Origin of the sequence: Microbacterium profundi, from assembly GCF_000763375.1 — a bacterium.
GTDB lineage: Bacteria > Actinomycetota > Actinomycetes > Actinomycetales > Microbacteriaceae > Microbacterium > Microbacterium profundi.
Genome location: NZ_JPSY01000002.1, coordinates 307,020 through 318,935, shown reverse-complemented (window position 1 = coordinate 318,935; position 11,916 = coordinate 307,020). Strand labels below are relative to the sequence as shown.

Here is an 11,916-nt window from a genome sequence, read left to right as displayed (position 1 = left end):
TGCTCAGGCTGCGGCCTGGGCCTTGATGTCGTCGACCGCTGCGTTGAAGCCGCCGCTCGTGAGCGAGGATCCCGCGACACGGGTGACATTCAGCTCGTCGATGGAGACGCCGACGACCTCTTCGGCGATGCCGTCGATGAACTGCCCCTGATACTGCTCGGTCTCGCGCGCCTGCGGGTCGCCGGTCACTTCGACGTCGGCGACGACGCCGTCTTCGAGCGTGAGCGTGACAGAGATCTGCTCGACCGTCTCGGGCGTCTGGTACGAACCGTCTGCTGAGTAGGTGCCATCAGCGTACGCGGCATCTGATGACGCCGTCGACGTGTCTGCGCCTGTCCCGCTGTCGTTCGTCGCGGTGCTGTCGGCCGCGTCTTCGGCGTCGGCCGCGTCTTCGGCGCCGGCCGCACCGGAGCACCCGGCCAGAGCGAGAAGACCGGCGACGCCGACGACAGCGGCACCCTTGCGAATTGAGGAGGAGACTCTCAGGCTGGTCATGGTTGTGAGATTATGTCGGCCCGCTATGGGCAGGCTGTGCTGTTACGCGTCGCCGCCGAACATGCTCGTGACCGATCCGTCCTCGAAGACCTCGTGGATGGCACGTGCGAGCAGCGGCGCGATCGGGAGGATCGTGAGGCCGTCCCAGCGACGGGACTCGGTGAGCGGAATCGTGTCGGTGACGACGACCTCGTCGATCGATGCGTCCTGAAGTCGCTCGCTGGCGGGGTCGCTGAAGATCGCATGCGTGGCTGCGACGATCACCCGTCGGGCGCCGGCGGACTTCAGAGCCTGCGCAGCCTTGACGATCGTGCCACCGGTGTCGATCATGTCGTCCACCAGCAGGCACGTACGACCCTCGACCGTGCCGACGATCTCATGCACCGACACCTGGTTGGCGATCTTCGGGTCGCGGCGCTTGTGGATGATCGCGAGCGGAGCATCCAGACTGTCGGACCAGGTGTCGGCCACGCGGACGCGACCCATGTCGGGCGAGACGATCGTGAGCGTCTCGCGGTCCTCGGCGGTGAGATTCTCACGGAAGTACTCGAGGAGAACGGGCTTGGCGAACAGGTGATCGACCGGACCGTCGAAGAAACCCTGGATCTGTGCGGCGTGCAGGTCGACGCTCATGACGCGATCGGCGCCGGCCGTCTTGAGCAGGTCGGCGACCAGGCGGGCGCTGATCGGCTCGCGGCCACGGCCCTTCTTGTCCTGACGCGAGTACGGATAGTACGGCGCGACGACGGTGATGCGCTTGGCCGATGCGCGCTTGGCGGCATCGATCATGATGAGCGTCTCCATGAGCCACTCATTGACCGGCTCGCCGAAGGTCTGGATGAGGAAGAGGTCGCAGCCGCGGATCGACACCTCGAAGCGGGAGTAGATCTCTCCCGACGCGAACGTGCGGTGCTCGGTCGGTGCGATCTCGGTGCCGAGGCCCGCGGCGACCGCTGATGTCAGAGCCGGGTGCGAACGTCCGCCCGCGATGACGAGTCGCTTCTTCGTCTTGGCGACGAGTCCCGGCGCGACACCGTTGTCCCGATCCAGTTCAACGGTCTTCTTCTTGCGCGCCATGGTCCGCCTATTCCGCCGATTGTTCCCGAGCTGCGGCATCCGCCGCGCCCGTGCCTGCTCTGTTCTTCTCGACCCAGCCCTCGATGTTGCGTTGCGGGGCCACGCTCATGGCCAGCGCTCCGGCGGGGACGTCCTTGCGGACGACGGCGCCGGCACCGGTCTTCGCACCGGCTCCCAGCTTAACGGGCGCGACCAGCACCGTGTGCGAACCGGTGTGCACTTCGTCGCCGATCTCGGTGCGGTGCTTGTTCACATCGTCGTAGTTCGCGGTGATCGTGCTCGCGCCGAGATTCACGCCGCGGCCGATAGTCGCATCGCCGACGTACGAGAGGTGCGGCACCTTGCTTCCCTCGCCGATCTGCGCATTCTTCGTCTCGACGAAGGCGCCGATCTTGCCGCCCACGCCGAGGGTCGTTCCTGCGCGGAGGTACGAGAACGGCCCGACGGTCGCTCCGGCGCCGATGACGGCGAGGGTCGCCTCCGAGCGGCGGATAACGGCATCCGCGCCCACCTCGCAGTCGACGAGCGATGTGTCGGGGCCGACGACGGCGCCGGATTCGATGACCGTCGCGCCGACGATGTGCGTGTTCGGCAGGATCGTCACATCGGCGGCGAGCTTCGCATCGTCGTCGATCCAGGTGGTGGACGGATCGACGATCGTGACGCCCTCGAGCTGCCAGCGCCTGACGATGCGGGCGTTGAGAAGGCGGCCCACCTCCGCCAGCTGCGCGCGGTCGTTGACACCGTAGGTCACCGTGACATCAGAGACGACGGATGCCGCCACCCGGCCGCCGTCGCGGCGAAGAAGCCCCGGAACATCCGTGAGGTACATCTCGCCCTGCGCATTGTCGACGCCGATCGCGGGGAGGTACTCGCGCAGCGTGGAGGCGCGGAACACGTACATTCCCGCGTTGATCTCATTGACGGATGCCTCGTCGGCAGTGGCGTCCTTCTGCTCGACGATGCGGTCGACGCCGCCGTCGGCGTCACGGATCACGCGACCGTAGCCGTTCGGATCGTCCACGACCGCCGTCATGAGCGTCGCGGCGGCGGCGGCGGCCCTGTGCGCCGCGACGAATGAGGTCAGCGTCTCCGCATCCGCCAACGGGCAGTCACCGGAGAGGACCAGTACATCGCCCTCGAAACCGGATGGCAGCGCGTCGACCGCGACCTGGACAGCACGCCCGGTTCCTGGAACCTCATCCTGATCGACGAACGTCACGTGCGGGTAGTCCGCGGAGAGTGCCGTCACCACCTGGTCGCGCTCATGGCGCACGACCACTTCGACGTGTGCGGCGTCGAGCGCAGCCGCCGTGGTCAGCACATGTCCCACCAGCGGGCGACCACTGATCCGATGCAGCACCTTCGGAAGTCTGGACTTCATCCTGGTGCCCTGGCCTGCGGCGAGCACGATGATCGCGAGCTTGTTCTCCGTCATGCTCCGCCGCCAGGATTCGAACCTAGACCTAACAGCTCCAAAGGCTGTCGTGCTGCCATTACACCACGGCGGACCGCGACCCTGAAGGCCACCAGACGATTCTGCCATGCCGGCCGCTTGACGATTCGCAGGTGCAGATAGATTCGACATTGGTTCACACAATCTCTTGCATTATTGGTAGTTATGTTCGATACTTGAATATGCCCATCATCGCAGACAATCGAACGGACCCGGCGGTCGTCACCGACCGCCGGGCTGTACTGCTCGACGAATGGGTCGACGTCGGAGCGGAGATTGCTCGACTCGAGGCGCGCCGTATGCGCATACTCGCCGAACGCGATGAACTTCTTGCCTATGAGACCGGGCCGAAGATCGTACACAGCTCGATGGCGCAGCGATCGATGGTCGCCGAGTTCGCCGCGGCCGGTCATGTCGCTCCCGGCGTGATGACCAACCATTTCGCCGTCGCTGCGATACTCGTGCGGGACTACCCGCGCACTCTCGCGGCACTGCAGGATGGGCACATCAGCCGCCGACACGCCGAGGTGATCTTGGAAGAGGCACCGAAGGGTGACCAAGACGCCGACGACGGTGGTGAGACCCTGCGGGCGGCATACGAACACGACGTCGTGCCTTACGCCTGCAAGACGACTGCTCCGCGGACCAGAGCCCACGCGAGGGCCGTGACAGCGGCGCTCCGACCGGTCACCCAGGAGCAGGCGCACCGCGAGGCGCGAGATGAGCGCGAGGTCAGCGTGCGCCCGACCTGCGACGGCATCGCCCAGTTGATCGGGGTGATCCCCGAAGTTCTCGCCTATGCGATCTTCGACCGTCTCACCGCGATGGCGGCAGCGATGGATGATGACCGCACGATGGACCAGCGCCGCGCGGACCTGTTCTGCGATCTGCTGCTGACCGCCATGGCGACGACGGCCACCGGCACCGATATGGATGCGTTCCGTCCGAACGTGCAGGTGACGATCGCTGCGAGCACCCTGGCGGGCCGGGACGACGCCATGGCCGAACTCGACGGGATCGGCCCCATCCACCCGGACATCGCCCGCAGCCTCGCCGGTCGGGCGCTGAGCTTTACCCGACTCTTCCTCGATCCCGACGGCATGGTCACCAACGTCGACACGTACGTCCCCTCCAGTCGGATGAAGAGGTACCTGCGAGCTCGAGATCAGCACTGCCGGTTCCCCGGTTGCCGGGCGAAGACTTCTCGGTGCCAGATCGATCACAATCACGATCGCGCGCTGGGTGGGGCGACGTCATTGTGCAACCTCGCCTGTTTCTGCACGAGCCATCATCCGCTGAAGCATCCGGACGTCGATGCACGACATCGATGGACTGTCCGACAGCAGCCCGAGGGGACTCTGGTGTGGACGAGTCCGCTCGGACGCGAGTACATCGACACTCCCGAACTGCGTGTGATGTTCGTCTGACACGGATAATAGAAGGATGAGCGAGGCAGACGAAGTCGACCGGATCGTCGGCGCGTGGAACACACAGCGTCCCGATCTCGACTTCTCCCCCCTCGAGGTGCTGTCCCGGATGGACCGGCTCTCCAAACACCTCGACCGCGCGCGACGCGACGTGTTCCGCCGCAGTGACATCGAGCCCTGGGAGTGGGATGTGCTCTCGGCGCTGCGGCGCGCAGGCGCCCCTTTCCAGCTCTCGCCCAAGCAGCTGCTGCAGCAGACCCTGGTCTCCAGCGGCACCATGACGAACCGGATCGACCGGCTGGTCGCGCGCCGCTTCGTGAGGCGCGAGGCAGATCCCGGCGACGGCCGGAGCGTGCTCGTCACTCTGACCGAGGACGGCCAGATGCGGGTGGATGCCGCGATCACCCGCCTCGTCGACGTCGAAGCCGAACTGCTGCAGGCGCTCTCCCGCGCCGACCGCGACCGGATGGCAGCGCTGCTGCGCAAGCTCAGCCTGAGCTACGACTCATGATGGCGATGCGCTCCCCCCTGCCCGTGCGCGACGGCGTCGGCGCCACCCGCCTGCATGTGCCACTCACCGGCCCATGGCCCACCGTGAGCGCATACATGATCGAGCGCTTCTTCCACCTCGATTCGCAGCAGCTTCTGACGCGTTTCGACGACGGTGAGATCGTCGCATTCGACGGCTCGCCCGTCGCCCGAGATGCACCGCTGGGCGCCGAGGAGTTCGTCTGGTACTACCGTGAACCGCCCGCGGAGACGCACATCCCGTTCGACATCGAGATCCTGCATGAGGACAGGGATCTCGTCGTGGTCGACAAGCCGCACTTCCTTCCATCGACACCGGCGGGCAGGTATGTGCAGAACTCCGCGCTCGTGCGTCTGCGCCGCCTGCTGGACAATCCTGATCTCGCTCCGGTGCACCGCCTGGATCGTGCGACAGCGGGACTGCTGATGTTCTCCGCACGCCCCGTGACGCGCGGCGCGTACCAGACACTGTTCCAACGTCGCAGGATCGAGAAGGTCTACGAAGCGGTGTCGGCACGGCCCGCAGGATGGACGAACGATCTTCCTCGCACTGTGCGGCTGCACATCGAGAAGCTGCGCAGTCAGGTATGCGTCGACGTCGACGCCGATCGCGAGCCGAACTCCGAGACGCTCATCGAGCTGTTCGACGCCGACGAGCACGTGGTCCACACGCTGCTGCGTCCGCACACCGGGAAGATGCATCAGCTGCGCGTGCACCTCGCGAGCATCGGTCTCGGCATCCTGCACGACAACCTGTATCCGATTCTCACGGACGAGAAGCCCGACGACCACGACCGGCCTCTGCAGCTTCTCGCCCGGGAGCTGCGCTTCGTCGACCCGCTCAGCGGTGAAGAGCGAGACTTCCGCACACGGCAGACGCTGCGCTACGCACCTCGTACCTGAGCACTCAGTTGACCTGGTCGCTGACCTCCAGCCAGCGTGTCTCGTTCTCTTCGACCTCGGACTCCAGCGCGCTGATCCGCTTCATCTTCTGAGCGAGTCCCTCATAGTCGGATTGATCGTGCTCCACCAGCGCGTGCTTGGCCTTGTCGATCTGCTGGGTGAGTTTCTGGATCTTGCGTTCGAGAGCAGCGACCTCCTTCTGCGCTGCGCGGAGCGCGGCACCGTCCAGTCCGGATGACGACGTCGTCGCCTTCGCCGATGGCGCGCCGCTCTGCTCTGCCGTCCGCAGCCGCAGATACTCGTCCACGCCACCCGGAAGGTGCCGGAGCCTGCCTCCCATGACAGCGAACTGCTGGTCGGTGACGCGCTCGAGGAAGTACCGGTCGTGACTGACCACGAGCAGAGTGCCCGGCCAGGAGTCCAGCAGGTCTTCGATGGCCGCGAGCATGTCGGTGTCCATGTCGTTGGTCGGCTCGTCGAGGATCAGCACGTTGGGCTGCTCGAGCAGCACGAGCAGCAGTTGCAGCCGTCGCTGCTGACCACCGGAGAGATCCTTCACCGGCGTCGAGAGCTGAGCGGACGAGAAGCCGAGGCGCTCGAGGAGCTGGCCGGGAGTGAGGGACTGCGACTTGGATCCGGTGCCGAAGGTGTACTCGGTGCGCAGACTCTCGATGACCTTGCGCACCGGGTCGTTCCAGACCGTGGTGAGCTCATCGATCCTCTGGGTGAGAGTCTTGACCTTGACGGTCGTGCCGCGCTTGACTCGTCCGCTGGTCGGTTCGATCGTGCCCGCGACGAGCCCGAGAAGCGTCGACTTGCCTGCACCGTTCACGCCGAGGATCCCTGTCCGCTCGCCCGGTGCGATGCGCCACTCGACGTCGCGCAGCACCTCGCGGGGAGCACCGATTTCACCGGTCACTGAGCCCGTCGAAGGGTACGTCACGCCGGCATCCAGCAGATCGACGACGTCCTTGCCGAGGCGGGAGACGGCGAGCGACTGCAGCGAGACCTTGTCGCGGATCTCCGGCACATCCTCGATCAGTTCGTTCGCGGCATCGATGCGGAACTTCGGCTTCGCCGTACGCGCCGGCGCGCCGCGGCGCAGCCACGCGAGCTCCTTGCGCGCGAGGTTCTGCCGCTTCGCCTCTGTGACCGCCGACATGCGGTCCCGCTCCACGCGCTGCAGGATGTACGCGGCGTAGCCGCCCTCGAAGGGCTCGACGATCCGGTCGTGCACCTCCCAGGTCTCGGTGCAGACCTCGTCGAGGAACCAGCGGTCGTGCGTGACGACGAGGAAGGCGCCGGAGTTCACGGCCCATCGTTTCTTCAGGTGCCCGGCGAGCCAGGTGATCGCCTCGACGTCGAGGTGGTTGGTCGGCTCATCCAGCGCGACGATGTCCCAGTCCTTGACGAGCAGCGCGGCGAGCGCCACGCGACGCCGCTGTCCACCGCTGAGACCCAGCACCTGCGCGTCCCAGTCCAGGTCTGCGAGCAGCCCCTGGATGACGTCGCGCACGCGGGCGTCGCCTGCCCACTCGTATTCCGGCATGTCGCCGACGACCGACTGTGCGATGGTGAGCGAGTCGTCGAGGGTGTCGGCCTGATCCAGCACGCCGACTGTTGTGCCGGCGCGCATCGTCACGCGTCCGGCATCCGGCTCCTTGCGGCCGGCGAGCATCGCCAGCAGAGAGGATTTTCCGTCACCGTTGCGTCCGACGATGCCGATGCGATCCCCCTCCTCGATGCCGAGAGTGATGGAGTCGAAGACGACCTTGGTCGGGTATTCCAGATGGAGGCCCTCGGCCCCGAGAAGATGTGCCATGTCACTCCAAGGCTACGGCAGTCGGCTGATCGTCGGCCTCGATGGCATGTGCAACGAGCCGCCCGGACCCAAAGGTCCGGACGGCTCGCGCGTCCCCAAACGGAGTCGTTACTTGTACGACTCCACGATCTCCAGGAGGCTCGGCACGTTGGCATAGGCCTCGGCAGCGTTGTCCTTCGTGACGATCACCGGGTCGAGCAGGTACGACGGCACGACCTTCGAGCCGTTGTCGTAGGACTCGGTGTCGTTCACATCGACCTCTTCGCCCTTCTGCAGCTGGCCGACCATCTTGATGGCCTGCTCCACGAGCAGCGTGGTGTCCTTGTTGATCGTGGAGTACTGGATGCCCTCCATGATCGACTTCACCGACTCGACCTCGGAGTCCTGACCGGTGACGACCGGGACGCCCTTGCCCGCCTGCTGTGCAGAGGTGAGGATGGCGCGTGCCAGCGTGTCGTTCGGCGACAGCACGCCGTCGAGCAACACGTCGCCGCCGTATGAGCCGGTGAGCAGCGTGTCCATGCGGTTCTGCGCGTTCTCTGCCAACCAGCCCTCTGTGGCGGTCTGAGCGATCTCGGTCTGACCCGAGACGACGTTCAGCGTGCCGTCATCGATCGCCGGCTGCAGTACCTCCATCGCACCGTCGAAGAAGACAGCCGAGTTCGCGTCATCCGGCGAGCCTGAGAACAGCTCGACGTTGTACGGCGCCTCGTGATCGGCGCGCTCGGCGAGCCCGTCGAGCAGGGCCTGGCCCTGGAGGTTGCCGACCTTGAAGTTGTCGAACGCGACGTAGTAGTCGAGCGCGTCGGTGTTCTCGATCAGACGGTCGTATGCGATCACGTAGGCGCCAGCATCCTTGGCCGCCTGCACCTGCGTGGCCAGCTGCTTGCCGTCCTTCGCGCCGATGATGATGACCTTGGCGCCGTTGGTGACCATCGACTGGATCTGGTTCTGCTGCTCGGCGACCGTGTTGCTCGCCGGGGCGTACTGGACGTCGGCCTTGTAGCCGGCTTCTTCCAGTCCGTCGGTGAACAGCTGACCTGCCAGCACCCAGTTCTCACTGGTCTTGTCGGGCAGCGCGACGCCGATCGTCGAACCTGCGTCGAAACCGGCGGCTTCCTCTTCGGTGCCTCCCCCGGTGTCGCCGCCACGTTCGCCTGAGCAACCGGTGAGGGCGAGAGCTGTAGCGGCGACAATCACTGTGGCCGCAAATGCCATTCTCTTCATGCGATCTCTTTCTCTGTTTCTTGGTGTGGATTACTTGGATTTTGGATAGTCGGTGAGGTTGGGGGCGTCTGGGCGGTTCCGCTTGCGCATCATGAATCCGATCAGCGACGGGCGCCCCTGCTGCTTGTTCCAGACGTCGATGCCGACCGCGACCAGGAGCACGAGCCCCTTGATCATCGAGACGACGTCTGCACCCTGGCCGAGCAGCTGCAGGCCGTTGTTGAGGAACGCCATGACAAGACCACCGATGATCGACCCGATCACGGTGCCGATGCCGCCGGCGACGGCGGCGCCGCCGATGAACACGCTCGCGATCGCGTCGAGCTCCCAGCCGTTGCCGTCACCGGGACCGGAGGCCTGCGACCGTGCGACGAAGATCATTCCGGCGAGGGCAGCGAGCACGGACATGTTCATCATCACGAAGAAGTCGACCCAGCGATCCTTCACGCCCGAGAGACTCGCCGCCTGGCGGTTGCCGCCGACGGCGTAGATGTGCCGGCCGAAGACCGTGTTGCGGGTGATGAACGAGTAGATGATGACCAGTGCGAGCAGGATCAGTCCGGACACCGGGAAGCTCGTGCCTGGACGACCGGTGGCGAACATCCAGCCAGCGGCGAGCACGACCACGGACAGCAGCACGACCTTGGTCACGCTCACCCACAGCGGCGCCATGATCGAGCCCATCTTGTGCTGGATGCGGCGGGTGCGGATCTCCCAGAAGACCAGCCAGGCGACGCCGGCGAGGGCGAGCAGCATGGTCGGCACGTTGAACTGGAATGGACCGCCGACCTCGGGCAGATAGCCCGCGCCGATGTACACGAACTCCTTGGGCACCGGGATCGACTGCGAGTTGCCGATCCACTGGTTGGCACCGCGGAAGAAGAGCATGCCGGCCAGCGTCACGATGAACGCCGGCACCCCGACGTATGCGACCCAGAACCCCTGCCATGCTCCCACCAGAGCTCCGACGACGAGTCCGAGCACGATCGCCAGCGGCCAGGGGAGATTCCATTCCGCCATCGACTTCGCGACGATGATGCCGGTGAAGGCCGCGACAGAACCGACCGACAGGTCGATGTGGCCCATGATGATCACCATCACCATGCCGATCGCGAGGATCAGGATGAAGGAGTACTGGTTGATGACGTTGATCAGGTTGCCCGGCGTGAGCGTCGCACCGTTCGGGCCGTTGCGTACGATCGTCAGGATCTCGAACAGCAGGACGATGACGACGAGGCTGCCGAAGATGCCGAACTGACGCAACGACGACTGCGCGCCGCCGAACATCTTGCGGATGTCGCGGAAGTGGAATCCCTGATTCTTGACCTCGGGGGTCGTGCTGGTGCTCATGCGGTCGCTTTCTGGTTCGTGGAGGTCATGCTGCGCATGAGCGCCTCCGGAGTTGCCTGATCGGCGGGGATGCAGTCGGTGACGCGTCCCTCGAAGATCGTGTAGATGCGGTCGGAGATGCCCATCAGCTCCGGCAGCTCGCTGGAGATGACGATGACGCCCTTGCCGGAAGCCGCGAGCTCGTTGATGATCGAATAGATCTCGTACTTCGCGCCGACGTCGATACCGCGGGTGGGCTCATCGAGGATCAGCAGATCGGGGTCGGTGAACATCCACTTGGCGAGCACGACCTTCTGCTGGTTTCCGCCGGAGAGCTTGTTGACACCCTCCTCGACCGTCGGGGTCTTGATCCGCAGCGCCTTGCGGTACCGCTCGGCGACGGAGAACTCCTCGCGGTCGTCGACCACTCCCCTGGTGGAGATCTTCGACAGCTTGGCGGAGACGACCGCGCGCTTGATGGTGTCGAGCAGATTCAGTCCGAGGGTCTTGCGGTCCTCACTGACGTAGGCGAGTCCGTGACGGATCGCACTGGAGACGTCGCGCAGTTCGATCTCCTCGCCGTCCTTGAACATCTGGCCGCTGAGGAAGTTGCCGTACGAGCGGCCGAAGATGCTGCGGGCGAACTCGGTGCGTCCTGCACCCATGAGGCCGGCGATGCCGACGACTTCGCCACGACGGACGGTCAGCCCTGAGCCCTTGACGACCATGCGCTCCGAGACGGTCGGATGCTGAACCCACCAGTCCTTGACCTCGAAGAAGACCTCGCCGATCTCGGGGGTGCGGTCGGGGTACCGGCTCTCCAGCGAGCGACCGACCATGCCGCGGATGATGCGGTCCTCGTTGATCTCGCCCTTGGTGATGTCGAGGGTCTCGACGGTGCGACCGTCGCGGATGATCGTGATCTCATCGGCGATCTGCTCGATCTCATTGAGCTTGTGGCTGATCATGATCGACGCGATGCCTTTGGCCTTGAGGCCGAGGATCAGGTCGAGCAGGTGCTGCGAGTCGTTCTCGTTCAGGGCCGCTGTCGGCTCATCGAGGATGAGCAGTCGCACGTCCTTGTTGAGGGCCTTCGCGATCTCGATGAGCTGCTGCTTGCCGACGCCGAGGTGCTTGATGGAGATATCGGGATCCTCGTTGAGGCCGACCCTGGCGAGCAGTTCAGTGGCGCGCATCTTGGCCGCGCTCCAGTCGATGACGCCGCCGCTGGCGATCTCGTTGCCGAGGAAGATGTTCTCGGTGATCGAGAGTTCGGGGATCAGTGCGAGCTCCTGGTGGATGATCGCGATGCCGGCCTGCTCGCTGGCCACGATGTCCTTGAAGCGCTGCTCCTCGCCGTACAGCAGGATGTCGCCGTCGTACGAGCCGTACGGGTAGACCCCGGACAGCACCTTCATCAGAGTCGACTTGCCTGCGCCGTTCTCACCGCAGATCGCGTGGATCTCGCCCGCGCGCACGGCGATCGAGACGTCGGAGAGTGCTTTCACACCGGGGAACTCCTTGGTGATGTTTCGCATCTCCAAGATCGGCCCCGACACTGTTGGCATCGTTGCTGTGCTGCTCACGGATCTTCCTCGATACTTGACGGTCGTTCTTAATGTGACCGTTCACATGAGACACAATATTGCGCC

Annotated in this window: 10 protein-coding genes and 1 tRNA gene; 3 read left to right on the top strand and 8 right to left on the bottom strand. The window is 65.1% G+C overall.

Annotation, left to right across the window (positions count from 1 at the left end; all coding sequences use genetic code 11):
- Positions 1 to 3: 3 nt before the first annotated feature.
- From JF52_RS0112050 to JF52_RS0112035, 4 genes are all read right to left on the bottom strand, one after another.
- The gene (locus JF52_RS0112050) at positions 4 to 495 is read right to left on the bottom strand and encodes an FMN-binding protein (protein WP_033106813.1); all 492 of its coding nucleotides are present in this window, start codon (positions 493 to 495) and stop codon (positions 4 to 6) included.
- Between the two features lie 42 nt (positions 496 to 537).
- Positions 538 to 1,572 carry a ribose-phosphate diphosphokinase gene (locus tag JF52_RS0112045; RefSeq protein WP_033106812.1) on the bottom strand — a complete coding sequence of 345 codons (1,035 nt, stop codon included), beginning with the start codon at positions 1,570 to 1,572 and terminating at the stop codon, positions 538 to 540.
- A gap of 7 nt (positions 1,573 to 1,579) precedes the next feature.
- Entirely contained in the window at positions 1,580 to 3,010 is a 1,431-nt protein-coding gene (gene glmU / locus JF52_RS0112040; protein ID WP_033106811.1) for a bifunctional UDP-N-acetylglucosamine diphosphorylase/glucosamine-1-phosphate N-acetyltransferase GlmU, read from the bottom strand.
- Between the two features lies 1 nt (position 3,011).
- Positions 3,012 to 3,083: transfer RNA gene (locus JF52_RS0112035), tRNA-Gln, on the bottom strand.
- Positions 3,084 to 3,210: 127 nt separating this feature from the next.
- On the opposite strand from JF52_RS0112035, the gene JF52_RS0112030 reads away from it, so the two are divergent.
- From JF52_RS0112030 to JF52_RS0112020, 3 genes are read left to right on the top strand one after another with little or no spacing between them, the layout of a single operon-like run.
- Positions 3,211 to 4,455: an HNH endonuclease signature motif containing protein gene (locus tag JF52_RS0112030; RefSeq protein WP_033106810.1), complete on the top strand. Its 1,245-nt coding sequence runs from the start codon at positions 3,211 to 3,213 to the stop codon at positions 4,453 to 4,455.
- A gap of 16 nt (positions 4,456 to 4,471) precedes the next feature.
- The gene (locus JF52_RS0112025; protein WP_033106809.1) at positions 4,472 to 4,966 is read left to right on the top strand and encodes a MarR family winged helix-turn-helix transcriptional regulator; all 495 of its coding nucleotides are present in this window, start codon (positions 4,472 to 4,474) and stop codon (positions 4,964 to 4,966) included.
- Between the two features lie 5 nt (positions 4,967 to 4,971).
- Positions 4,972 to 5,886: a pseudouridine synthase gene (locus tag JF52_RS0112020; RefSeq protein ID WP_200881014.1), complete on the top strand. Its 915-nt coding sequence runs from the start codon at positions 4,972 to 4,974 to the stop codon at positions 5,884 to 5,886.
- 4 nt (positions 5,887 to 5,890) lie between these two features.
- Here the strand turns inward: JF52_RS0112020 and JF52_RS0112015 are convergent, their stop codons facing one another.
- The 4 genes from JF52_RS0112015 to mmsA form a co-directional block, all read right to left on the bottom strand.
- Positions 5,891 to 7,708 carry an ABC-F family ATP-binding cassette domain-containing protein gene (locus JF52_RS0112015; protein ID WP_033106807.1) on the bottom strand — a complete coding sequence of 606 codons (1,818 nt, stop codon included), beginning with the start codon at positions 7,706 to 7,708 and terminating at the stop codon, positions 5,891 to 5,893.
- Between the two features lie 108 nt (positions 7,709 to 7,816).
- Entirely contained in the window at positions 7,817 to 8,935 is a 1,119-nt protein-coding gene (locus tag JF52_RS0112010; RefSeq protein WP_033106806.1) for a substrate-binding domain-containing protein, read from the bottom strand.
- Between the two features lie 30 nt (positions 8,936 to 8,965).
- On the bottom strand, positions 8,966 to 10,285 hold the full coding sequence (mmsB, locus tag JF52_RS0112005) for a multiple monosaccharide ABC transporter permease (RefSeq protein ID WP_052167008.1): 1,320 nt from the start codon (positions 10,283 to 10,285) through the stop codon (positions 8,966 to 8,968).
- Positions 10,282 to 11,832, bottom strand: a complete 1,551-nt coding sequence (gene mmsA / locus JF52_RS0112000) for a multiple monosaccharide ABC transporter ATP-binding protein (RefSeq protein ID WP_033106805.1) — start codon at positions 11,830 to 11,832, stop codon at positions 10,282 to 10,284. Before mmsA ends, mmsB begins: the two co-directional genes overlap by 4 nt.
- Positions 11,833 to 11,916 lie beyond the last annotated feature (84 nt).

Excerpts from the sequence above, each read along its gene's own strand:
- JF52_RS0112050 (WP_033106813.1), bottom strand. The coding sequence starts at position 495 with ATGACCAGCCTGAGAGTCTCCTCCTCAATTCGCAAGGGTGCCGCTGTC.
- JF52_RS0112045 (WP_033106812.1), bottom strand. The coding sequence starts at position 1,572 with ATGGCGCGCAAGAAGAAGACCGTTGAACTGGATCGGGACAACGGTGTC.
- glmU (WP_033106811.1), bottom strand. The coding sequence starts at position 3,010 with ATGACGGAGAACAAGCTCGCGATCATCGTGCTCGCCGCAGGCCAGGGC.
- JF52_RS0112030 (WP_033106810.1), top strand. The coding sequence starts at position 3,211 with ATGCCCATCATCGCAGACAATCGAACGGACCCGGCGGTCGTCACCGAC.
- JF52_RS0112025 (WP_033106809.1), top strand. The coding sequence starts at position 4,472 with ATGAGCGAGGCAGACGAAGTCGACCGGATCGTCGGCGCGTGGAACACA.
- JF52_RS0112020 (WP_200881014.1), top strand. The coding sequence starts at position 4,972 with ATGCGCTCCCCCCTGCCCGTGCGCGACGGCGTCGGCGCCACCCGCCTG.
- JF52_RS0112015 (WP_033106807.1), bottom strand. The coding sequence starts at position 7,708 with ATGGCACATCTTCTCGGGGCCGAGGGCCTCCATCTGGAATACCCGACC.
- JF52_RS0112010 (WP_033106806.1), bottom strand. The coding sequence starts at position 8,935 with ATGAAGAGAATGGCATTTGCGGCCACAGTGATTGTCGCCGCTACAGCT.
- mmsB (WP_052167008.1), bottom strand. The coding sequence starts at position 10,285 with ATGAGCACCAGCACGACCCCCGAGGTCAAGAATCAGGGATTCCACTTC.
- mmsA (WP_033106805.1), bottom strand. The coding sequence starts at position 11,832 with ATGCCAACAGTGTCGGGGCCGATCTTGGAGATGCGAAACATCACCAAG.